Origin of the sequence: Aureimonas sp. OT7 (genome assembly GCF_014844055.1) — a bacterium.
Lineage (GTDB): Bacteria > Pseudomonadota > Alphaproteobacteria > Rhizobiales > Rhizobiaceae > Aureimonas > Aureimonas altamirensis_A.
In genome coordinates, this window is sequence record NZ_CP062167.1 from 2,156,948 (window position 1) to 2,177,610 (window position 20,663).

At 65.4% G+C, this 20,663-nt stretch carries 15 protein-coding genes; 5 read left to right on the forward strand and 10 right to left on the reverse strand.

Translation table 11 applies throughout. The annotated features are described in order from the left end of the window. The first annotated feature begins 91 nt into the window (after nucleotides 1–91). The 4 genes from proS (at nucleotide 92) to dnaE (ending at nucleotide 7,947) form a co-directional block, all read left to right on the forward strand. Nucleotides 92–1,414 (forward strand): proline--tRNA ligase, encoded by a 1,323-nt coding sequence (gene proS / locus IGS74_RS10390; protein ID WP_192386070.1) that lies wholly within the window; start codon nucleotides 92–94, stop codon nucleotides 1,412–1,414. Next, the gene (locus tag IGS74_RS10395) at nucleotides 1,411–2,706 is read left to right on the forward strand and encodes a lipoprotein-releasing ABC transporter permease subunit (RefSeq protein WP_192386071.1); all 1,296 of its coding nucleotides are present in this window, start codon (nucleotides 1,411–1,413) and stop codon (nucleotides 2,704–2,706) included. Before proS ends, IGS74_RS10395 begins: the two co-directional genes overlap by 4 nt. Continuing rightward, complete coding sequence (locus tag IGS74_RS10400; RefSeq protein ID WP_039190144.1) at nucleotides 2,703–3,398, forward strand: ABC transporter ATP-binding protein; 696 nt, start codon at nucleotides 2,703–2,705, stop codon at nucleotides 3,396–3,398. Before IGS74_RS10395 ends, IGS74_RS10400 begins: the two co-directional genes overlap by 4 nt. 1,084 nt (nucleotides 3,399–4,482) lie before the next feature. Continuing rightward, the gene (gene dnaE / locus IGS74_RS10405) at nucleotides 4,483–7,947 is read left to right on the forward strand and encodes a DNA polymerase III subunit alpha (protein WP_192386072.1); all 3,465 of its coding nucleotides are present in this window, start codon (nucleotides 4,483–4,485) and stop codon (nucleotides 7,945–7,947) included. 1,097 nt (nucleotides 7,948–9,044) lie between these two features. On the opposite strand, the gene ampC is transcribed toward dnaE, so the two are convergent. Genes ampC through IGS74_RS10425 form a run of 4 tightly spaced genes read right to left on the reverse strand, consistent with a single transcriptional unit; the run spans nucleotide 9,045 to nucleotide 12,463 of the window. Continuing rightward, nucleotides 9,045–10,181 carry a class C beta-lactamase gene (gene ampC, locus IGS74_RS10410; protein ID WP_192386073.1) on the reverse strand — a complete coding sequence of 379 codons (1,137 nt, stop codon included), beginning with the start codon at nucleotides 10,179–10,181 and terminating at the stop codon, nucleotides 9,045–9,047. Nucleotides 10,182–10,196: 15 nt separating this feature from the next. Continuing rightward, nucleotides 10,197–11,486: a DNA polymerase IV gene (locus IGS74_RS10415; protein ID WP_246722524.1), complete on the reverse strand. Its 1,290-nt coding sequence runs from the start codon at nucleotides 11,484–11,486 to the stop codon at nucleotides 10,197–10,199. A 4-nt stretch (nucleotides 11,487–11,490) separates the two neighbouring features. Beyond that, nucleotides 11,491–12,153: a hypothetical protein gene (locus tag IGS74_RS10420; RefSeq protein WP_192386075.1), complete on the reverse strand. Its 663-nt coding sequence runs from the start codon at nucleotides 12,151–12,153 to the stop codon at nucleotides 11,491–11,493. A 1-nt stretch (nucleotide 12,154) separates the two neighbouring features. Beyond that, on the reverse strand, nucleotides 12,155–12,463 hold the full coding sequence (locus tag IGS74_RS10425; protein WP_246722525.1) for a DUF3572 domain-containing protein: 309 nt from the start codon (nucleotides 12,461–12,463) through the stop codon (nucleotides 12,155–12,157). 130 nt (nucleotides 12,464–12,593) lie between these two features. Between IGS74_RS10425 and IGS74_RS10430 the strand changes: the two genes are divergently transcribed. Beyond that, nucleotides 12,594–12,968: a response regulator gene (locus IGS74_RS10430; RefSeq protein WP_039190161.1), complete on the forward strand. Its 375-nt coding sequence runs from the start codon at nucleotides 12,594–12,596 to the stop codon at nucleotides 12,966–12,968. A gap of 65 nt (nucleotides 12,969–13,033) precedes the next feature. On the opposite strand, the gene rpmG is transcribed toward IGS74_RS10430, so the two are convergent. The 6 genes from rpmG to topA all read right to left on the reverse strand — a co-directional run bounded on the left by rpmG (nucleotide 13,034) and on the right by topA (nucleotide 20,583). Further along, nucleotides 13,034–13,201 (reverse strand): 50S ribosomal protein L33, encoded by a 168-nt coding sequence (rpmG, locus tag IGS74_RS10435; RefSeq protein ID WP_039190164.1) that lies wholly within the window; start codon nucleotides 13,199–13,201, stop codon nucleotides 13,034–13,036. Between the two features lie 92 nt (nucleotides 13,202–13,293). Further along, nucleotides 13,294–14,481 carry an MFS transporter gene (locus IGS74_RS10440; protein WP_192386076.1) on the reverse strand — a complete coding sequence of 396 codons (1,188 nt, stop codon included), beginning with the start codon at nucleotides 14,479–14,481 and terminating at the stop codon, nucleotides 13,294–13,296. 13 nt (nucleotides 14,482–14,494) lie between these two features. Continuing rightward, the gene (locus tag IGS74_RS10445; RefSeq protein WP_192386077.1) at nucleotides 14,495–15,196 is read right to left on the reverse strand and encodes an NUDIX hydrolase; all 702 of its coding nucleotides are present in this window, start codon (nucleotides 15,194–15,196) and stop codon (nucleotides 14,495–14,497) included. A 5-nt stretch (nucleotides 15,197–15,201) separates the two neighbouring features. Further along, entirely contained in the window at nucleotides 15,202–15,627 is a 426-nt protein-coding gene (locus IGS74_RS10450; RefSeq protein ID WP_192386078.1) for a DUF983 domain-containing protein, read from the reverse strand. Then, nucleotides 15,627–17,906, reverse strand: a complete 2,280-nt coding sequence (rnr, locus tag IGS74_RS10455) for a ribonuclease R (protein WP_192386079.1) — start codon at nucleotides 17,904–17,906, stop codon at nucleotides 15,627–15,629. The genes IGS74_RS10450 and rnr overlap by 1 nt, the downstream gene beginning before the upstream one ends. A gap of 1 nt (nucleotide 17,907) precedes the next feature. Then, entirely contained in the window at nucleotides 17,908–20,583 is a 2,676-nt protein-coding gene (gene topA / locus IGS74_RS10460; RefSeq protein WP_192386080.1) for a type I DNA topoisomerase, read from the reverse strand. Nucleotides 20,584–20,663 lie beyond the last annotated feature (80 nt).

The window sequence follows — 20,663 nt, forward strand, 5'->3', positions numbered from 1 at the left end:
CAGCGTCATCCTGATCGCGCTTTGCAAGCCTTCGAACTGAGGATAAGAAGTCGGTTCATTTTCCGCCTGTTCACATATCTTTCGGGGCATCATGCGTCTCTCCAGCTATTTTCTTCCCATCCTCAAAGAGACGCCGAAGGAAGCCGAGATCGTTTCCCATCGGCTGATGCTTCGGGCCGGCATGATCCGCCAGCAGGCAGCGGGGCTCTATTCGTGGCTGCCGCTCGGCAAGAAGGTTCTGGACAAGGTTTGCGACATCATCCGCGAGGAGCAGAACCGCTCCGGCGCGATCGAGATCCTGATGCCGACGATCCAGTCGGCGGATCTGTGGCGCGAAAGCGGCCGCTACGACGACTACGGCAAGGAGATGCTCCGCATCACCGACCGGCACGAGCGCGATCTTCTGTTCGGCCCGACCAACGAGGAGATGGTCACCGATATCTTCCGCTCCTACGTGCGCTCCTACAAGGATTTGCCGCTTAACCTGTACCACGTGCAATGGAAGTTCCGTGACGAGGTGCGGCCCCGCTTCGGCGTCATGCGCTCGCGTGAGTTCCTGATGAAGGATGCCTACTCCTTCGACGTGGACTACGAATCGGCGAAGGTCGCCTATGACCGCATGTTCGTTGCCTATCTGCGCACCTTCGAGCGGTGCGGCCTGAAGGCCATTCCCATGCGGGCCGATACCGGCCCCATCGGTGGCGAGCTCAGCCACGAGTTCATCATCCTGGCGTCCACCGGCGAGAGCGAGGTGTTCTGCCAGCGCGACTATCTCGACATGAAGGTGCCGGCCCACGACGTCGACTTTTCCGACAAGGCGGAACTGGCCGAGATCGTCCGCGAATGGACCACGCCCTATGCCGCGACCGAGGAGATGCACGACGAAGCCGCCTGGAATGCGTTTCCGGAAGGTGAGCGGGTTGCGGCGCGCGGCATAGAGGTGGGCCACATCTTCCATTTCGGCACGAAATACTCCGAGCCCATGAAAGCCTTCGTCACCGGGCCGGACGGCAAGGATGCGCCGGTCCACATGGGGTCCTACGGCATCGGGCCGAGCCGGCTGGTGGCCGCCATCATCGAAGCCTCGCACGACGAAGCGGGCATCGTCTGGCCGAAGGGCGTTGCGCCCTTCGATGTCGGCCTTATCAACATGAAGCCGGGCGACACGGACTGCGATACGGCCTGCGAGGGCCTTTACCGCGAACTCGGCCGCGCCGGGTTCGACGTCCTCTACGACGACCAGGACACGCGGGCCGGAGCCAAGTTCGCCACGATGGACCTGATCGGCCTGCCGCTGCAGGTCATCGTCGGGCCGCGCGGCGCCAAGGCCGGCGAGGTGGAGATCAAGCATCGCGCCACCGGCGAGCGGGAAACGGTGCCGCTGGCCAACCTCGTCGCGCGGCTGTCCGCATGACCGTGCCTGCCGGCGACCTGCCGGGCGCGGCCGGCGGCACACGCCCCTTCTCGCGCTTCGAGTGGATGATCGCGGGGCGATACCTGCGGGCGCGCCGTCGGGACGCCGGCGTCTCGGTGATCGCCGGCTTCTCCTTCGTCGGCATCATGCTGGGCGTTGCCGCCCTTATCATCGTGATGTCGGTGATGAACGGCTTCCGGACCGAGCTTCTGACGCGCATCCTCGGCGTCAACGGGCACGTGATCCTGATGCCCATCGATACGCCGCTGCGCGATTTCGATACGGTGGCGCAGCGTATCGACGGCGTCTCCGGAGTCCAGTTCACCATGCCGCTGGTGCAGGGCCAGGTGCTGGCCAGTGGGGCCAACTCGGCCGGCACCGGCGCGCTGGTGAAGGGCGTGCGCGAAGCCGATCTGAAGAAGCTTGCGCCCATCGCCGACAACATACGCGGCGGCACGCTGGATGGGTTCGACGACAGCGGGGGCGTTGCCGTCGGCAGCCGCCTGGCCGCATCGCTTGGCCTCTCCCTCGGCGACATGATCACCCTCGTGTCGCCGGAAGGCGACGTCACCCCCTTCGGCAATACGCCGCGCGTCAAGGCCTACCCGGTTTCGGCGATCTTCGAGATCGGCTTGTCGGAATACGACGCCGCCTATGTCTACATGCCGTTGTCGGAGGCGCAGCTCTTCTTCAACAGTGAAGACCAGGCACAGCAGATCGAGATTTTCGTCGCCAACCCCGACGCGGTCGTTTCCCTGCAGGGGCCGATAGAGCAGGCGGCCGCGCGGCCCGGCTACACCGTGACCTGGCAGCAGCAGAACGCCAGCTTCTTCTCGGCCCTGCAGGTCGAGCGGAACGTAATGTTCATCATCCTGACGCTGATCGTGCTGGTTGCCGCGCTGAACATCATCTCCGGCCTGTTCATGCTGGTGAAGGACAAGGGCAGCGCTATTGCCATCCTGCGGACCATGGGCGCCACCAAGGGCGCGATCATGCGGATCTTCCTGATCACCGGCGCATCCATCGGCGTCGCCGGTACGCTGGCGGGGCTGATCCTGGGCGTGGTGTTCTGCCTCAACATCGAGAATCTGCGCCAGTTCTTCTCGTGGATTTCGGGCACGACGATCTTCAATCCGGAATTCTACTTCCTCAGCCGCCTGCCGGCGGAGGTCCAGGTGGGAGAGGTCGTCACGGTGGTCGCGATGGCCGTCGGCATGTCTTTCCTGGCCACCTTGCTGCCGTCCTGGCAGGCATCCAGGCTCGACCCCGTAGAGGCGCTGCGTTACGAATGACCGATACGATGCTGAGGCTCAACGCGGTCGAGCGCCGCTACACGCAGGGCGAAAACGAACTCATCATCCTGGACAAGGCGGACTTCGCCATGATGCCGGGCGAGATGGTCGCCCTGGTGGCGCCGTCGGGCGCGGGCAAGTCGACGCTCCTGCATATCGCAGGCCTGCTGGAGCGGCCGGACAGCGGAGAGGTGTATATCGGCGGACAGGCCTGCGGTGCGCTGTCCGATGCCGAGCGCACGAGCGCAAGGCGCAACGCCATAGGCTTCGTCTACCAGTTCCATCACCTGCTGCCCGAGTTCTCGGCACTCGAAAACGTCATGTTGCCGCAGATGATCGCCGGCCTGCCACGCCGCAAGGCCGCCGAGCGGGCCGAACAGCTTCTCGGCTATCTGCGCATCGGCAAGCGTGCCGAGCATCGCCCGGCGGAGTTGTCCGGCGGCGAGCAACAGCGCGTCGCCATCGCCCGGGCGGTCGCCAACAACCCGTACGTCCTGTTGGCCGACGAACCCACAGGCAACCTTGATCCGGTGACATCGCATTACGTCTTCGACGCGCTCACCGCGCTTGTGCGACAGTCCGGCGTGGCCGCGCTGATCGCTACCCATAACCACGAACTGGCAAAGCGCATGGACCGCGTGGTGACCCTGGCGGAAGGGCGGATCGTGCCCTTCGACAGCTTCGGTGTCTGAGCCTTCTTAACCTTAACCCGCATCCCGCGCGCTTTAGCCTTGACGGGAGGGATCAAAAAGAGAACAAATAGCGAACGAAAACGGAAAGGATCATGACATGACCATCGTTCGTGAAGTTCTGTCGCTGACAGCGATCTCGGGTTTCGTGCTTGGCTTTTCGCTCGTCATCCACGCGCTGTGACAAAGCCGCCTGGCAGTTTTGCCGGGGATGACCTCGGTGGGCGGGTGATCCCGGGTTTCGTGCCTGGCTTCTCGCTCGTCATCCACGCGCTGTGACAAAGCCGCCTGGCAGTTTTGCCGGGGATGACCTCGGTGGGCGGGTGATCCCGGGTTTCGTGCCTGGCTTCTCGCTCGTCATCCACGCGCCGTGACGAAGCCGCCCGGCATTTTTGCCGGGGATGACCTCGGCGGGCGGGTGATCCCGGGTTTCGGGCCTGGCTTCTCGCTCGTCATCCACGCGCCGTGACGAAGCCGCTCGGCATTTTCTGCCGGGGATGACCTCGGTGGGCGGGTGATCCCGGGTTTCGTGCCTGGCTTCTCGCTCGTTATCCACGCGCCGTGACGAAGCCGCCCGGCATTTTTTGCCGGGGATGACCTCGGCGGGCGGGTGATCCCGGGTTTCGTGCCTGGCTTCTCGCTCGTCATCCACGCGTTGTGACAAAGCCGCCTGGCAGTTTTGCCGGGGATGACCTCGGTGGGCGGGTGATCCCGGGTTTCGTGCCTGGCTTCTCGCTCGTCATCCACGCGCCGTGACGAAGCCGCTCGGCATTTTCTGCCGGGGATGACCTCGGCGGGCGGGTGATCCCGGGTTTCGTGCCTGGCTTCTCGCTCGTCATCCACGCGCCGTGACAAAGCCGCCCGGCATTCTTGCCGGAGATGACCTCGGCGGGCGGGTGATCGGGTTTCGGGCTTGGCTTCTCGCTGGTCGTCCACGCGCCGTGACAGAGCCGCCCGGCATTTTTGCCGGGGATGACTTCGGCGGGCGGGACGCCGAGGGAAGACTTGGAAACCCGTCCGGGCTAGTGTCGGGCGGTACGGCAGGCGGCTCGCCGCCGACTTCGGATTTCACCCGCAGGAGACGACGATGACCGAATCGACGGGCAACCCCGCACGACCGCTCAGGTTCATCCACCTCAGGGTGCATAGCGCCTATTCGTTGCTGGAAGGCGCGTTGCGGCTCGACCAGATCATCAAGCATGCCAAGGGCGACAATGCTCCGGCCATCGGCATCGCCGATACGAACAATTTGTTCGGCGCACTCGAATTTTCGGAAAAGGCAGCCAAGGCCGGTGTCCAACCCATCATCGGCTGCCAGCTCGACGTGGACTTCCAGGACGGGGACGCCGATTCCACCCGCGACAAGGACAATGCGACCGCACCGCTGGTGCTGATCGCAATGGACGATGCCGGCTACGAGAACCTCGTCGAGATCGTATCCATGGCCTATCTGCGGCACGAGGGGGACCAGCGTCCGCATGTGCTTGCCGACTGGCTGTCGGAGAAGGCGGCAGGGATCATCTGCCTGACGGGTGGTCCGCTCGGCCCCATCGGCACGGCGCTGGCGGCCGGCCGCGTGGCGGTGGCCCGCCAGCGGCTGGAGGTTCTGCGCGGCGCCTTCGGCGATCGCCTCTACGTGGAACTCCAGCGGCATGGAACGCGTGGCCGGCGTACGGAGCCCGCGACGCTGGATCTCGCCTACGAGATGGGGCTGCCGCTGGTGGCCACTAACGAGCCGTTCTTCTTCTGTGCCGAAGATTCCGACGCCCATGACGCTCTCATCGCCGTCGCCAGCAACCGTCTCGTGAGCCATGAAGACAGGCGGCGGCTTTCGCCCGACCATTGCCTGAAGACGCAGGACCAGATGGCGGCGCTGTTCGCCGACCTGCCGGAGGCGATCGACAATACGATCGAGATCGCCCGGCGCTGCTCGTTCCGTCCGACGACCCGAAAGCCGATCCTGCCGCGTTTCACCACCGGGGACGAGCCGGCCGAATCCGCCATAGATGCCGAGGCGGCCGAGCTGCGCCGCCAGGCGGAAGAGGGGCTCGAACGGCGATTGCAATCGCACGGGCCCGCTGCCGGCCAGAGCGAGCAGGATTACCGCGACCGGCTGGCCTTCGAGCTGTCGATCATCGAGCGGATGAAGTTTCCGGGCTACTTCCTGATCGTGGCGGACTTCATCAAGTGGGCCAAGGCCAACGGCATTCCCGTGGGGCCGGGGCGCGGCTCCGGCGCGGGTTCGCTCGTCGCCTATTCGCTCACCATCACCGACCTCGACCCCTTGCGCTTCTCTTTGCTCTTCGAGCGCTTCCTCAATCCCGACCGTGTCTCGATGCCGGATTTCGACATCGACTTCTGCCAGGACCGGCGCGAAGAGGTCATCCGCTACGTGCAGGCGAAGTACGGGCGCGATCAGGTGGCGCAGATCATCACCTTCGGTTCGATGCAGGCGCGCGCTGTCCTGCGGGACGTCGGCCGTGTCCTGGAGATGAGCTACGGCCATGTCGACAAGCTGTGCAAGCTGGTGCCGGCCAACCCCGCCAACCCGGTGACGCTGGCCCAGGCCCTTGAGGAAGAGCCGCGCCTGCAGGAGGCGCGCGAAAAGGAAGAGGTGGTCGACCGGCTGATCGCCATCGCGCTCAAGCTGGAGGGCCTTTACCGCCACGCGTCCACCCACGCCGCCGGCATCGTGATCGGCGACAGGCCATTGTCGCAACTGGTGCCGATGTACCGGGATCCGCGGTCCGACATGCCGGTCACCCAGTACAACATGAAGTGGGTGGAGCAGGCCGGGCTCGTCAAGTTCGACTTCCTGGGCCTGAAGACGCTGACGACGCTGCAGACCGCCGTCCAGTTGATCGCGCGGCAGGGTGTGCACATCGACCTCGGTTCCATCCCGCTGGACGACGCGCCCACCTACGAGATGCTGGCACGCGGTGAGACCGTCGGCGTGTTCCAGGTGGAATCGGTGGGCATGCGCAAGGCTCTCATCGGCATGCGCCCGGACTGCTTCGAGGATATCATTGCGCTGGTAGCGTTGTACCGGCCGGGCCCTATGGAGAACATCCCGGTCTACAACGCGCGCAAGCACAAGGAAGAAGAGGTGGAGATCATCCACCCCAAGATCGAGCCGATCCTGCGCGAAACCCAGGGCGTGATCGTCTACCAGGAGCAGGTGATGCAGATCGCCCAGGTTCTGGCGGGATACACGCTCGGCGAAGCCGATCTTCTGCGCCGCGCCATGGGCAAGAAGATCCGCGCCGAAATGGACAAGCAGCGCGAGCGGTTCGTCGAAGGCTGTATCGAGGGCGGCATCCCGAAGGGGCAGGCCAACACCATCTTCGACCTTCTGGCCAAGTTCGCCGATTACGGCTTCAACAAAAGTCACGCCGCCGCCTATGCCCTTGTCGCCTACCAGACGGCCTATCTGAAGGCGAACTATCCGACGGAGTTCCTGGCCGCGTCCATGACGCTGGATATGAACAACACGGACAAGCTCAACGACTTTCGCAACGACGCCAAGCGCCTTGGCATCGAGGTGGTGGCCCCATCGGTGCAGACGTCGTTCCGCCCCTTCGAAGTGGAGAAGGGGCGCATTCTCTATTCGCTGGCCGCCATCAAGGGCGCCGGCGAGCACGCGGTGGACCATATCGTAGCGGAGCGCGCCAACGGGCCCTTCCGCTCGCTCGAGGATTTCTGCGCCCGGATCGATCCGAGGATCGTGAACAAGCGGACACTGGAATGCCTCATCACCGCGGGTGCGCTGGATTGCTTCGGCCATGACCGGGCGCGGTTGTGCGGCAATATCGAGCGGCTGTCGGCCTATGCGATCATGGTCAATGACGGACGGCTGAGCGGCCAGCACGACATGTTCGGGGGCGGCGGCGAGCCGGAGCCGCTGACCTTGAAGGATGTGCCTTTATGGACGACGGCGGAGCGCCTGATGCGCGAGTTCCAGTCGATCGGGTTCTATCTTTCGGCCCACCCGCTGGACGAGTACAAGGCCGCGCTGAAGCGGTTGAACGTGCAATCCTACGCCGAATTGTCGGCATCGGTGCGCAAGGGGGCGACGGCGGGCCGCGTGGCCGGAACCGTGACCAGCCGCCAGGAGCGCAAGACGCGGACCGGCGGCAAGATCGGCATCGTGCAATTGTCGGATCCGACCGGTCAGTTCGAGATCGTATTGTTTACCGAGATGCTGGTGAACTTTCGCGACATGCTGGAGGCCGGGTCATCCGTCATCGTCTCCGTATCGGCGGAGGAGCGGCCCGAAGGCGTTTCACTGCGGGCGCAGGGCGTGGAAAGCCTGGAGGTGCAGGCAGCCCGCATGCAGAAGGCCATGAAGATATTCATGCGCGATGCGCGCCCGCTTGCCAGTTTCCGCAGCCATCTGGCGGCTGGCGGCGACAGTGAGGTTTCCCTCGTGCTGGTGCAGGACAATGGCGAGCGGGAGGTCGAGTTGCTGCTGCCGGGCCGATTCCGTGTTTCGCCGCAGATGGCCGGCGCGATCAAGGCCGCGCCCGGCGTTCTGGATGTCGAGCTCAGCTAGAGCGTTTCCCGCTCATATGGAACCGCTCTGTTTCTCCGGGTGCCGGATGGCCCCTCAGGAAGGCGGCGGAGGCTGTACCGGCGATACGGGCAAGTCCGGCTGATGCCGCGGACGTCCGCCCCCGGGAAGCCCGAAGGGTCGGGGCCATTCGAGCCGCCTTCTTCGGCGTGCATCTTGGCCATAGCGATACGGGCAAGTCCGGCTGACGCCGCGGACGTCCGCGCCCGGGAAACCCGAAGGGGCCGGGGCCATTAGAGCCGCCTTCTTCGGCGTGCATCTTGGCCATAGCGATACGGGCAAGTCCGGCTGACGCCGCGGACGTCCGCCCCCGGGAAGCCCGAAGGGCCGGGGCCATTCGAGCCGCCTTCTTCGGCGTGCATCTTGGCCATAGCGATACGGGCAAGTCCGGCTGACGCCGCGGACGTCCGCCCCCGGGAAGCCCGAAGGGGCCGGGGCCATTCGAGCCGCCTTCTTCGGCGTGCATCTTGGCCATAGCGATACGGGCAAGTCCGGCTGATGCCGCGGACGTCCGCCCCCGGGAAGCCCGAAGGGTCGGGGCCATTCGAGCCGCCTTCTTCGGCGTGCATCTTGGCCATAGCGATACGGGCAAGTCCGGCTGATGCCGCGGACGTCCGCCCCCGGGAAGCCCGAAGGGTCGGGGCCATTCGAGCCGCCTTCTTCGGCGTGCATCTTGGCCATAGCGATACGGGCAAGTCCGGCTGACGCCGCGGACGTCCGCCCCCGGGAAGCCCGAAGGGCCGGGGCCATTCGAGCCGCCTTCTTCGGCGTGCATCTTGGCCATAGCGATACGGGCAAGTCCGGCTGATGCCGCGGACGTCCGCCCCCGGGAAGCCCGAAGGGTCGGGGCCATTCGAGCCGCCTTCTTCGGCGTGCATCTTGGCCATAGCGATACGGGCAAGTCCGGCTGATGCCGCGGACGTCCGCCCCCGGGAAGCCCGAAGGCCGGGGCCATTAGAGCCGCCTTCTTCGGCGTGCATCTTGGTCATACACAGTGTGGCCTTCGACACCCACCTCGATTGCGGCCCGAAGCGCCTCCGGCAGAGCGATTCCATATGAGCGGAAAGCGCTCCAAGCGGTCAGTCGATGGCGCCCATCGCCCGCAGGATCGCATGGGCGGCCCGGATGCGGTCGGCATTCGGGTAGCTGCGATTTGCCAGGATGGCGATACCGGCCTGCCGATCCGGCAGGAACGCGGCGTAGGCCCCAAAACCGGCGGTCGAGCCCGTCTTGTTGTAGAGCGCATGGGAGAGGGTGGGCTCTGCCTCCAGCGGGCGGGCGTCCTGGGGCTTCATGGCCATGTCGGTCGAGTTGCCGGCCAGCAGCGCGTCGAGGTCGGCGGGGTCTTCGTAGATTTCCCACCCATACGCCTGCAGCATCGGCCCGATCCGGAACTGCGGCCTGTGCGTCTGCGCCAGGCCGCCGTCCAGGCTGGAGGCATCCATCTGGGCTTCAAGAAACAATGCCAGGTCGGATGCGGTCGTCTTGATGCCGTAGGCCTGCGTATCCAGCGCACCGGGATTGACGCGCACCTGCCTGCCGTTGCGGTTGAGGCCCCATGCGTAATCGTCCATGCGTTCATCCGGTACGCGGGTGAAGGTGCTTCGCAGCTCCAGCGGCAGGATGATTTCGCGCTGCATCAGCTCGGCGAAATCGCCATCCATGGCGGCGGCCACCGTTGCGCCGTAAAGGCCGATGCTGGGGTTGGAGTATTGGCGGCTGTCCCCCGGCGCGCTCGTTGGCTTCCACCCTGCAAACCAGGCGTGCATCGACGCATCGTCGGTAATGCTGTCCGGGAACTGCAGGGGCAGGCCACCGGCCGTATAGGTGGCAAGGTTCATCACCGGGGTCCGGGCGAGCGCGCCATCCCCGAGCCAGGGCAGGAAGGCGCCGGCAGGGTCGCCCGGCTTCATGAGCCCCTTGTGCATGGCGACGCCGCCGAGGGCGGCGGTGAACGTCTTGCTGACGGAGCCGACCTCGAAAATGGTATCGTCGGTGACGGGCAGGCCGGAGTCGCGCGCGGCAACGCCGTAATTGAAGACATGGCGTTCTCCGTTCCGGGTGACCGCGATGGCAAGTCCCGGCACGTCATGCCGCTGCATGATCGTGCGTGCCGCGGCATCGGCGGCCGCATTGATTTCGGCTTCGCCGGCCAGCGCGTGGGATGACAGGAAAAGGAGGGCGGACGCTGCCAAGGCAGGGGATCGCTTCATCATCGACTCACTCTCGGTTCAGCCGCCATCCTTGGCGCGGGACTGCGGCCGAAACGTGTAGCCGGTTTCGATAGAGCGGTCGCCGAAGCGTCCACGCAGCGAATCGAGCGCCGCCTCTGCTTTGGCGCGCTTCTGCAGGCCGGGATCCAGCATGTCGGGCGGATCGGCGTGCACTGCGGGTGCAAACTCGTTGCAGCCGATGCCGAGCAGCCGGAACCGCGTTCCGTCCAACTCACGCTGGAGAAGCTCGCGCCCCGTCGCGAAAAGCCGGTCGGCAAGGCGGGTCGGGTCGGCAAGCTTGCGATTGCGCGTCCGTGTGCGGAAATCCGCTGTCTTCAGCTTCAGTACGACGGTCGTGCCGGCAAGTTCGGTCTGCTTGAGCCTGTGTGCGACCCGCTCGCAGAGCGTGCGCAGGATCGGCAGCAGCTCTTCGGGGTGCGACAGATCCTTGTCGAACGTCGTCTCGGCGGAAATGCTCTTCGCCTCGCCGGTCGGGTCGACGCGCCGGTCGTCGATCCCGCGGGAAAGCCGCCACAGGCGTTGGCCCATGACGCCATAGCGACGTATGAGAGATTCCAGCTCCATCTCCTGCAACTGCCCGATCATCGTGATGCCGTCGGCCGACAGGCTGCGCGCCGTCGCCGAGCCCACGCCCCAGATCGACGTCACCTTGCGGCCGGCCAGAAGATCCGTGGTCTCCGCCTTGCCGATGACGGAGAAACCGCGCGGCTTCTGCAGGTCCGACGCCAGTTTGGCGAGGAATTTGTTGTGCGACAGGCCGATCGATACGCCGATTCCCAACTCGCGTTCCACGGCATCGGCAAGCCGCGCCAGCGAAAGGGCCGGCGTCGCCTTGTGGAGCAATTCGGTGCCACCGAGGTCCAGGAACGCTTCGTCGATGGACAGGGGTTCCACCACCGGCGTCAGGCGTCGCATCCGCTCGCGCACGGCAAGGCCGACCTCCCTGTACTTGGCCATGTCGGGTTTCAGCACCACGGCATGAGGGCAGAGCTCGAGCGCCTTGAACATCGGCATCGCCGAGCGCACGCCATAGATCCGCGCATTGTAGCAGCATGTCAGCACCACGCCGCGCCTGCGTCCGCCGATGATGACCGGCTTGTCGGCAAGGTCGGGCCGGTCGCGCTTTTCCACTGTCGCATAGAATGCGTCGCAATCGATATGGGCGATGGACAGGGCATTCAGTTCAGGATGGCGCAGGACGCGCGGGCTTCCGCAGGCGATGCAGCGCCGTGTTCCGGCCGGCTGCGCCGTCAGGCAGTCGCGGCAGAAGGCACCTCCATCGCTCAATGGATCATTCTCCCGAAAGAAGGCGGCCGATCCGGTCCTCGGCCTCCTGCCACGTCCGGGCGCTGGCGACGCCGTGCGGCAGGCTGGGAAGATACGGCCAGAACAGCCTGCTGGCCATAACATGGAGAAGCCGGGTCTGCGGCGCGCTGCGGCGGACTTTTTCCAGGTTCGAGGGCAGGTCGTCCACAAAGGCGACCGTGCCGGGCCACCGCTCCTGCAATTCGCAGATGACCGCGCCCTTGTCCCTCTCCGTGGCGATCATCGGATAGGGCAGGCCGGATGCGTCGAGATGCAGCCTGCGTGTCTGGTGCCAGCGTGGCGCCATCGCGGTCAGGAAAACGATATCGGCCCGGCCGGCAAGCCGGTCGAGAGCGTCGACGACGCCGGCGACCGGCATCTGCCGCACGGCCTGTTCCTCGTACAGGCGGTGCATGAGCCCCTGGAGCTCGTCGCCGCCCAGGGCTGCCCCGGTGGACTGCGACCGGACCTGGCCGGTCAGCCGGAAAGAATCAGGCTTCAGATGCGCGCCCACCTCGGCAAGCAGGGCGACGAACGGGTCGATGAACTGAAGCACGACCTCGTCGACGTCGAGGACGAGCAGATGATCGTGATGCCGTGCGATATCGCAGACGAGGGGGCCGGCCGTTTGCGGCTTGCGGGAGGCCATCTCAATCGGAGGTTCCAAAAACGGGGGCCAACGCGCTGCGGGCGGCCCCCACGCTGTCGGGCGAGACGCCGGCATGGGCCGCGAAGGCCAGAAGCGTCTTCTCGTTGCCGAGAATGTAATCCAGGACCCCGGCCAGGAAGGCCTTGCTTTGCGCCGCCTGCCGCAACTCGCCAACCGTCAGGCCGGACAGCGCCAGAAAACGAAGAAACTCCTCTTCGTTCTGCGCCAGGAAAGACAGTCCTTCTATGGAAAGGCTCTCGGCTGCCTCCGGGGCCATGGTGCGCGGCTTTCGGCCGTGTGAATCAAGCATGAAGAAGCGTCCGACAATTTGCGTTGTTCTCGATTCTCAATTCTTAAATGATATCGTTCTACGACTCGATGCGAGGATGCGGGAGAAGTCTGCCTGTCCGCAACATCGGCCGGACTTTGGAGTATTGCGGATGTCCAAGACAGTGATGATCGTCGAAGACAATGAGCTGAACATGAAGCTCTTCCGCGACCTGATCGAGGCCAATGGCTACCGGACGGTGCATACGCGCAGCGGGCTGGCGGCAATGGATCTGGCAAGAGAGCATCGGCCCGACCTGATCCTGATGGACATTCAACTACCTGAGATTTCCGGTCTCGACGTGACGCGCAAGCTCAAGGCCGATGATGCGTTGAAGTCGATTCCCGTGATCGCCGTGACGGCATTCGCGATGAAGGGCGACGAAGAGCGAATCCGGCAGGGCGGCTGCGAGGCCTACATTTCCAAACCCATTTCCGTCACGCACTTCATCGACACCATCAAGCAGTTTCTGGGCGACGCGGCATAAACTAAAAAGGCCCGGCAGAGCCGGGCCTTGAATGCAGCAAGGGCAGAGCCCCGGCGCGTGGAAGATTACTTGATCTTCGCTTCGCGGAACTCGACGTGCTTGCGCGCGACCGGATCATACTTGGTCTTGACCATCTTCTCGGTCATCGTGCGGCTGTTCTTCGTCGTGACATAGAAATAGCCGGTGTCAGCGGTGCTGAGCAGCTTGATCTTGATCGTGGTTGCCTTGGCCATTGCGGTCTATCCGTTTGGGAATTGGTGAACCGGCAGAACGGTGCACCCACCGCCGGCATTTGCGGCGGACACTACTCGGAAAGGCCGCGAAGTCAAGTTCTTCCGCTTGTTTTCGCCAGCCGGAAGGCCATGAAAACGAAATAGGCCGCAAACATGGATGCGATGGACCACGCGAACCCGCTGCTCCCGAACAGGTCCATCGCACCGCCGATCCATTGCGGACCGACCAGCATTCCGATGGAGTAGCAGAAAATGAAGGCTGCGTTGGCCGACGCCAGATCCGCGCCGGACAGACGCGAGCCCAGATGCGCCAGCCCGACGGTGTAGAGCCCGGCCACGACGCCGCCCCACACGAACAGCACTGCCGCCATGGCCCACCAGTTCAGTGACAGGAAGGGCAGGGCGAGGGAGCCGGCAAGCCCGACGAGGGCGAACAGAAGCAGCAAGTGCCGCCTGTCGCGCACGCGGTCGCTGACCAGGCCGATGGGAATCTGCAGGGCGACGCTGCCAAGCCCGACGGCTGTCAGCAGCTGCGCCGCCGATGCCTCGTCCAGGCCGAGCCGGCTGCCGAACACCGGGAAGAGCGCAAAGCCCCCGGCTTCGACCGCGCCGAACACCAGCACGGCCGCGGTGGCGGCCGGCACGGAAAAGATGTGGCGGCGGAAGCCGGCGTCGCGGTGGGATTTTTCGATGGGCGGCTCGCGGTGCCATGCCGCGACCAGCGGAATTGCCGCCGCGAGAATGATCCCGGCCCCCAGTGCGAAGGGCGTCAGGCCCTGCGAGCCGACCTGCGAGAAGATGAACGGGCCGCCGGCGAAGCCGAGCGCCAGGCATGTGGCGTAGATGCCCAGCACGAGACCCCGTCGCCCGGGGGGAGCGGCCGTGTTGATCCAGAATTCGGACAGCACGAACATGGTCGTGACGGCGAAATGGAATACCAGCCGCAGCGGAAACCAGGCTGCCAGCGAGGTGAAGTAGTAGAAGCCCAGTGCCGACGCCGAAGCGGCCACGATGCAGGCCATCATGGTCTGCCGCACGCCGAAGCGGCGGGCCATCGGCGTCGTCAGCGGGGTGGCGATCAAGGATGCCAGGCCCGCTACGGCGGTGTTCAGGCCGATCATCGTGGACGATACGCCGCGCCGTTCCAGGATGACGCTGAGCAGCGGCAGTCCGAGCCCAAGGGCAATTCCGACCGCCGTTATCGAGGCGATGGCTGCGGCGGCGCCGAGCCAGTCGGTAACCTCGTCCGGCCCCGATGGCCGCCCTGCATCCTGCTTCATGATGGCCCGCCGCTCAGACGAAGATGGTTTGGAAGCCGTTCGGCTGCCGGCGATGCACGACCATCGGGACCGACGAGTCGAACAGGTTGCCGTCTGCGATGCGTCGTATAAGGCCGGAAAGTATCAGTTGCGTGATTTCCGCCAGCGGTTGCCCCTTCAACTCCTCGAAGCTCATCCACGCCACGTCGTCCAACTCGTCGCTCGGCAGCGCATCGGCTTCTGTACGCCATGCGATATGACGCGCATCCACGGCAAAAAAGCGCGCGTCGAAGCGCCGCTTCTGGCCCGGCGGCGTGATGGCGCGCGCTACCGGTGTCAGGAGGTCCGGCGCGGGTTCGATCGCGCGCTCCTCGAAGGCGGCCCAGGCCGGGCAGGGTGCGCGGAACGCTCCCGGCCTGCCGATCATGATGCCGGCCTCCTCGAAGCCTTCGCGGATGGCGGCCAGTGCGATCGCGGTGGCGCGATTGGCAGTGAAACCGCGGCGCGTACCGGCCAGAAGCCGCGCGCATGCCGGCGGGGAAATCTCGTAGCGACGCGCCAGCCGGCTGTCGTCCGGATCGACCCGCCCTCCCGGAAACACCGTCTTGCCGGCCATGAAGACATGGCCCGAAGCGCGACGGCCGGCCAGTACGCGCGGTTCGCGCCCGCTTGCATCGATGACGAACAGCGATGCGGCATCATGGATGGCGGGTTTGATCCGGGCGGGCGCGTCCATGGCGATCAGTGGTCGATCGTCTCGTCTTCGCCGCCGAAGCCATGCATGCGCAGGGCCCATTGCAGGCCGATCGTGGCGCCCTTGATCGGCTGCAGCAGAGCGAGGGTGAAGACGGTTGTGAGTGGAACCCAGATCGCCAGATGCGCCCACAATGGCAGGTCCCCGATTTCCTCGACGCCCATGAACAGGGCAACCACGACATGCCCGACGATGAAGATCGTCAGATAGGGGGGCAGGTCGTCGGCGCGATGATGATGGTAGGTCTCGCCGCATTGTGCGCAGGCATCCACGCTGCGCAGAAAGCTCTTGAACAGGCGGCCCTTGCCGCAATCGGGGCAACGGCACAGGAAGCCGCGCTTCAGCGCGGTGAGAAGATCCCGCTGCCCGGCCTTGCCGCCGAGTTCGAGCCGGGTTTCCTGCCGTACCGTCATCAACCCCTCCTTCTGCGGCCACGGGGCGGGCCGCTTCTGCCGCCCGGCCGCTTCATGCGTCCGCGCGCCTTGTGGTGCGAGGCGGTCGAGCCGGGCAACTCCCTGGGCTCGCTCAGCATCTCGAAGCGCATGGACCCGGCCAGGGGGATGGCTTCCACCAGCCGGACCTCGACCGCATCGCCCAGCCTGTAACCTCGCTGGCTGCGTTGCCCGACGATCATATGGCCCGTCTCGTCGTAATGGTAGTAATCATTGCCGAGGCTGCCCATCGGCACGAAACCGTCGGCGCCGAAAGTCGGAAGTTGCACGAACAGGCCGGCCCGCGTGACGCCGGTGATGCGCCCGTCGAAACTGTCGCCCAGATGGTCGGCCAGATGATGGGCGATCAGCCTGTCGACCGTATCGCGCTCCGCCGCCATGGCGCGGCGCTCCGCTTTCGATATCTCCTCGGCCGTCGCCTCCAGCGTCTCCTCGTCCTGGCGGCTGAGGCCGCCTTGCCCGAGGCCGAGCGCGGTGACCAGCGCGCGGTGCACGATCAGGTCCGCGTAGCGGCGGATCGGCGAGGTGAAATGCGCATAGCGCATCAGATTCAGGCCGAAATGGCCGATATTCTCCGGCGTATAGGCCGCCTGGCTCTGCGAGCGCAGGACAACCTCGTTGACGAGGCTTTCATGTTCCGTGTCGCGCACCTGCGCCAGGATTTCGTTGAAGTGCGACGGGCGCAGCGCGCCGCTTTTCGCCAACGGAATCTCTAGTGTCCGCAGGAACTCGCGCAGCGATTCCAGCCGCGCCAGGGAAGGGGAATCATGGCCGCGATAGATCAATGCCTGGCGCGCACCCTCGAGCGTTTCGGCGGCGGCGACGTTGGCCTGGATCATCATCTCTTCGATCAAGCGATGCGCGTCCAGCCGCTCCGGAACGATGACGCGGTCCACCTTGCCGTCCGGACGCAATTTGAGCTTGCGCTCGGGCAGGTCCAGTTCCAGCGGCTGGCGGCGCCGGCGCGCATCGGACAGCGCCGCATAGGCGTTCCACAGCGGCCGCAGCACATTGGAAACGAGGTCCGCGGGGATGTCGCCGGGGGAGCCGTCGATAGCGGCCTGCGCATCCTCGTAGGCCAGCTTGGCGTGGCTGCGCATCATGATGCGGTGGAAGCGATGGCTGCGCTTGCCGCCATCGCTGCCGAACACGATGCGGACAGCGATCGCCGGGCGGTCCACGCCCTCGCGCAGCGAGCAGAGATCGTTGGAGATGCGCTCGGGCAGCATCGGCACGACCCTGTCGGGAAAATAGACCGAATTGCCCCGCAACCGCGCTTCCGCATCCAGCTTCGTGCCCGGCCGCACATAGAAGGACACGTCGGCGATGGCGACGGTGACCACATGCCCTCCGGGGTTGGCCGGGTCCGGGTCGGGCGCCGCGTGCACGGCGTCGTCATGATCCTTGGCATCGCGCGGGTCGATGGTTACGAGTGGCAGATCCCGCCAGTCTTCGCGATGGTCCATATCGGCGGGGCCGGCCTCTTCGGCCTCGTCCATCACCGCCTTCGGAAACACATGCGGTATGCCATGGGCATGCAGGGCGATGGTGGATATGGCCTTTTCCGTGCCGAGCGCACCCAGCACCTCGACGACGGCCGCCATCGGCAAACCGGCCTTGTGCGCCCGATGGGGCTCCACCTCGACGAGATCTCCGTCGCGTGCGCCTTTGGTCTCGTCGGCGGCCACCATGAATTCGGGCTGCTTGCGCTCTACGGGCTCGACGCGGCCGCCGCCGCCCCGGCGGCTGCGGAAAACACCGAGCGCCAGAACCTTCTTGCGGTCCAGAACGCGGATCACACGTGCCGCGGGTCCACCTTCCTCGTCGTAGTCCAAATGGGCCAGAACCCTGTCGCCGACGCCTGCCGCCGCTCCATTGCGGGGTTGACGCAGCCGGAAGCGCGGTTTCTCCCCGAACTCTTCCTCGTTCCACGAGACGGGTTCGGCGATCAGGCCGCCATCGTCGTCGCGGCCCCGCACATCGGCTACCCCGATGGCCGGCCGCACGCCCGGCGTGGAGTAGCTCTTGCGCCCGCCCTCGAGGACGCCTTCCGCCTGAAGGTCGTTCAGGATGTCCTTCAGCGCGGCGCGCATGTCGCCTTTGATACCGAAGGCTTTGGCGATGTCACGCTTGGTCGCCCGGGTGGGGTTTTCCGCGATGAAGCGCAACACTTCCTCGCGGGTAAGGTCCGGCCGGCCCTTTACCTCTTGCCGGGTTTCTCCCTTCGGGCGACGCGCCATGCTACTCCTTGTCCGCTTTCGTCCTGGCGCCGGCCTTGGCTTTCGGCCGGGCGGCAGACTTTGCCTTCGGCGCAGCAGTCTTCTCCGCTGCCGCCTTCTTTGGCGCCGCCGCTTTCTTTGCGGGAGCCTTCTTCACCTTCGTGCCGGTTTTCTCTGCCCGCTCGTTCAGGAGCTGGATCGCTTCTTCAAGGGTAACGCCGGCGGGGTCCTTGCCCTTGGGCAGTGTGGCATTCACCTTGCCTGCATTGACGTAGGGGCCGAAGCGCCCGTCACGCACGGTGATCGCCCCGCCGATGGTGGGATGCTCGCCGAGTGTCGCGATGGCGGCCGGGGTGGAGCGGCCACGGCCGCCGCGTTCCTTCTTTTCCGCCAGCACCGTCACGGCGCGGTTCAGGCCCACGGAGAACACGTCCTCGATGGATTCGAGGTTGGCGTAGCCGCCGTCATGCTGCAGGAACGGGCCGTAGCGTCCAAGGCCCGCCAGGATCGGCTTGCCGCTTTCGGGATGCGTTCCCACCTCGCGCGGGAGTTTGATGAGCTTGAGCGCCCTGTCGAAATCGATTTCGGCGGGCACCCACTCTTTCGGCAGCGACGAGCGTTTCGCCTCCTTGCCTTCCCCACGCTGCACGTAAGGACCGAAGCGCCCGTTGCGAAGGGTGATCGCTTCGCCCGTATCCGGATCGGCTCCCAGTTCCTGTGGATCGTTCGTGGTGTCCACCGCCTCGGCCGACATGTTGGTGCCCAACTGCCGCGTGAAGCCACATTCCGGGTAGTTCGAACAGCCGACGAAGGCTCCGAAACGGCCGAGCTTCAGCGACAGCTTGCCGTTGCCGCAGCGCGGGCAGATGCGCGGATCTCCGCCGTCTTCCCGCTCGGGGAACACCAGCGGGGCGAGCTCCTCGTTGAGCGCGTCCAGGACGTCGGTAACGCGCAACTCCTTCGTCTGGTCGACATGCGAGGAGAAGTCCCGCCAGAACTCGCGCAGAACATCCTTCCACGAAAGCTCGCCCGCCGAGATCCGATCGAGCTTGGCCTCCAGTTCGGCGGTAAAGTCGTACTCGACATACTTGTCGAAGAAATTGTGCAGGAAGGCCGTTACCAGCCGGCCCTTCGAATCGGGCAGCAGCTTGCGCTTGTCCTGCACGATGTATTCGCGGTCTTCCAACGTCTGCAGCGTCGCGGCGTAGGTGGACGGCCGGCCGATGCCGAGCTCTTCCATCTTCTTGATCAGCGATGCCTCCGAATAGCGCGGGGGCGGCTCGGTGAAGTGCTGGCTGGAATCGATGCCGAGGCGCTTGAGGTCTTCGCCCTCGCGCACCTCCGGAAGGCGCGCCGACTCGTCGTCGTCGTCCTGCGCCTCCGCAGCGGGGCGGCTGTCGTCCCGGTGGTCGATATAGGCGCCGATGAAGCCGTCGAACCGGATAACCGAACCGGTGGCGCGCAGATTGGCCTTGCTGCCACCGTTTTCGGCCAGGATGTCGACCGTGGTGCGCTCGATCTCGGCCGAGGCCATCTGGCTGGCGATCGCCCGCTTCCAGACCAGCTCGTAAAGCCGTGCCTGGTCCCGGTCCAGAAACCGCTCCATCTCCTTGGGATGGCGGTCGAAGCTCGTGGGGCGGATCGCCTCGTGCGCTTCCTGGGCGTTCTTTGCCTTGGTGGAGTAATAGCGCGGCTTTTCCGGCAGATAACGCTCGCCGAAGGTGGAGGCGATAGCGGTACGCGCGGCGGTGACGGCCTCCGGCGCCATCTGCACGCCATCGGTACGCATGTAGGTGATGAGACCCACCGTCTCACCGCCGATATCCATGCCCTCATAAAGTCGCTGCGCCACCTGCATCGTGCGGGATGCCGAGAAGCCGAGCTTGGCGGAGGCCGCCTGCTGCAGCGTCGAGGTGGTGAAGGGCGGGCCGGGATTGCGCTTGGTGGGCTTGGCCTCGACGCCCGTGGCGCGGAAGCTCGCCCCCTCCAGCATGGAGCGGATCCTGCCGGCCAGCTCGCCATTGTCCACGGCAAGCCTGTCCAGCTTCTTGCCCTCCAAGCCGGTCAGCCGGGCAGTGAAGCTTTCGGCACGCGGCGTTTCGAGCCGGGCGAGGATTTTCCAGTATTCTTCCGGCTTGAACCGCTCGATCTCGGATTCGCGGTCGCAGACGAGGCGCAGCGCCACCGATTGCACGCGCCCCGCCGAACGCGCGCCGGGCAATTTGCGCCACAAGACGGGCGACAGGGTAAAGCCGACGAGGTAGTCCAGGGCGCGGCGCGCCAGATAGGCGTCCACCAGCGGCGCGTCGATCTCGCGCGGGTTGGCCATAGCTTCCAGCACGGCCTGTTTGGTGATGGCGTTGAATACGACGCGGCGCACCGGCTTCTGGCCGATGACGCGCTTCTGCCGCAGGACTTCCAGCACATGCCAGGAAATGGCCTCGCCCTCGCGGTCGGGGTCGGTGGCCAGGATGAGGCCGTCCGCACCCTTGACCGCCTGGGCGATCTCGCTCAATCGCTTCTGGCTCGGCTTGCCGACCTCCCATTCCATGGAGAAGTCGTCGTCCGGGCGCACGGAGCCGTCCTTGGGCGGCAGGTCGCGCACGTGCCCGAACGAAGCGAGTACCTTGTAATCGCTTCCGAGATACTTGTTGATCGTCTTCGCTTTGGCCGGCGATTCGACGATGACGACGTCCATAGGCAATTTGTCCCGGATGTTTGTTGCGCGGCGGCCGATTCCGCCACCCCGCCCGAATCATGGTGCTGCGCTCACATGGA

What these genes read in the sequence shown, in the direction of transcription:
- proS (WP_192386070.1), top strand. Translation starts at nt 92, where the DNA reads ATGCGTCTCTCCAGCTATTTTCTTCCCATCCTCAAAGAGACGCCGAAG.
- IGS74_RS10395 (WP_192386071.1), top strand. Translation starts at nt 1,411, where the DNA reads ATGACCGTGCCTGCCGGCGACCTGCCGGGCGCGGCCGGCGGCACACGC.
- IGS74_RS10400 (WP_039190144.1), top strand. Translation starts at nt 2,703, where the DNA reads ATGACCGATACGATGCTGAGGCTCAACGCGGTCGAGCGCCGCTACACG.
- dnaE (WP_192386072.1), top strand. Translation starts at nt 4,483, where the DNA reads ATGACCGAATCGACGGGCAACCCCGCACGACCGCTCAGGTTCATCCAC.
- ampC (WP_192386073.1), bottom strand. Translation starts at nt 10,181, where the DNA reads ATGATGAAGCGATCCCCTGCCTTGGCAGCGTCCGCCCTCCTTTTCCTG.
- IGS74_RS10420 (WP_192386075.1), bottom strand. Translation starts at nt 12,153, where the DNA reads ATGGCCTCCCGCAAGCCGCAAACGGCCGGCCCCCTCGTCTGCGATATC.
- IGS74_RS10425 (WP_246722525.1), bottom strand. Translation starts at nt 12,463, where the DNA reads ATGCTTGATTCACACGGCCGAAAGCCGCGCACCATGGCCCCGGAGGCA.
- IGS74_RS10430 (WP_039190161.1), top strand. Translation starts at nt 12,594, where the DNA reads ATGTCCAAGACAGTGATGATCGTCGAAGACAATGAGCTGAACATGAAG.
- rpmG (WP_039190164.1), bottom strand. Translation starts at nt 13,201, where the DNA reads ATGGCCAAGGCAACCACGATCAAGATCAAGCTGCTCAGCACCGCTGAC.
- IGS74_RS10440 (WP_192386076.1), bottom strand. Translation starts at nt 14,481, where the DNA reads ATGAAGCAGGATGCAGGGCGGCCATCGGGGCCGGACGAGGTTACCGAC.
- IGS74_RS10445 (WP_192386077.1), bottom strand. Translation starts at nt 15,196, where the DNA reads ATGGACGCGCCCGCCCGGATCAAACCCGCCATCCATGATGCCGCATCG.
- IGS74_RS10450 (WP_192386078.1), bottom strand. Translation starts at nt 15,627, where the DNA reads ATGACGGTACGGCAGGAAACCCGGCTCGAACTCGGCGGCAAGGCCGGG.
- rnr (WP_192386079.1), bottom strand. Translation starts at nt 17,906, where the DNA reads ATGGCGCGTCGCCCGAAGGGAGAAACCCGGCAAGAGGTAAAGGGCCGG.
- topA (WP_192386080.1), bottom strand. Translation starts at nt 20,583, where the DNA reads ATGGACGTCGTCATCGTCGAATCGCCGGCCAAAGCGAAGACGATCAAC.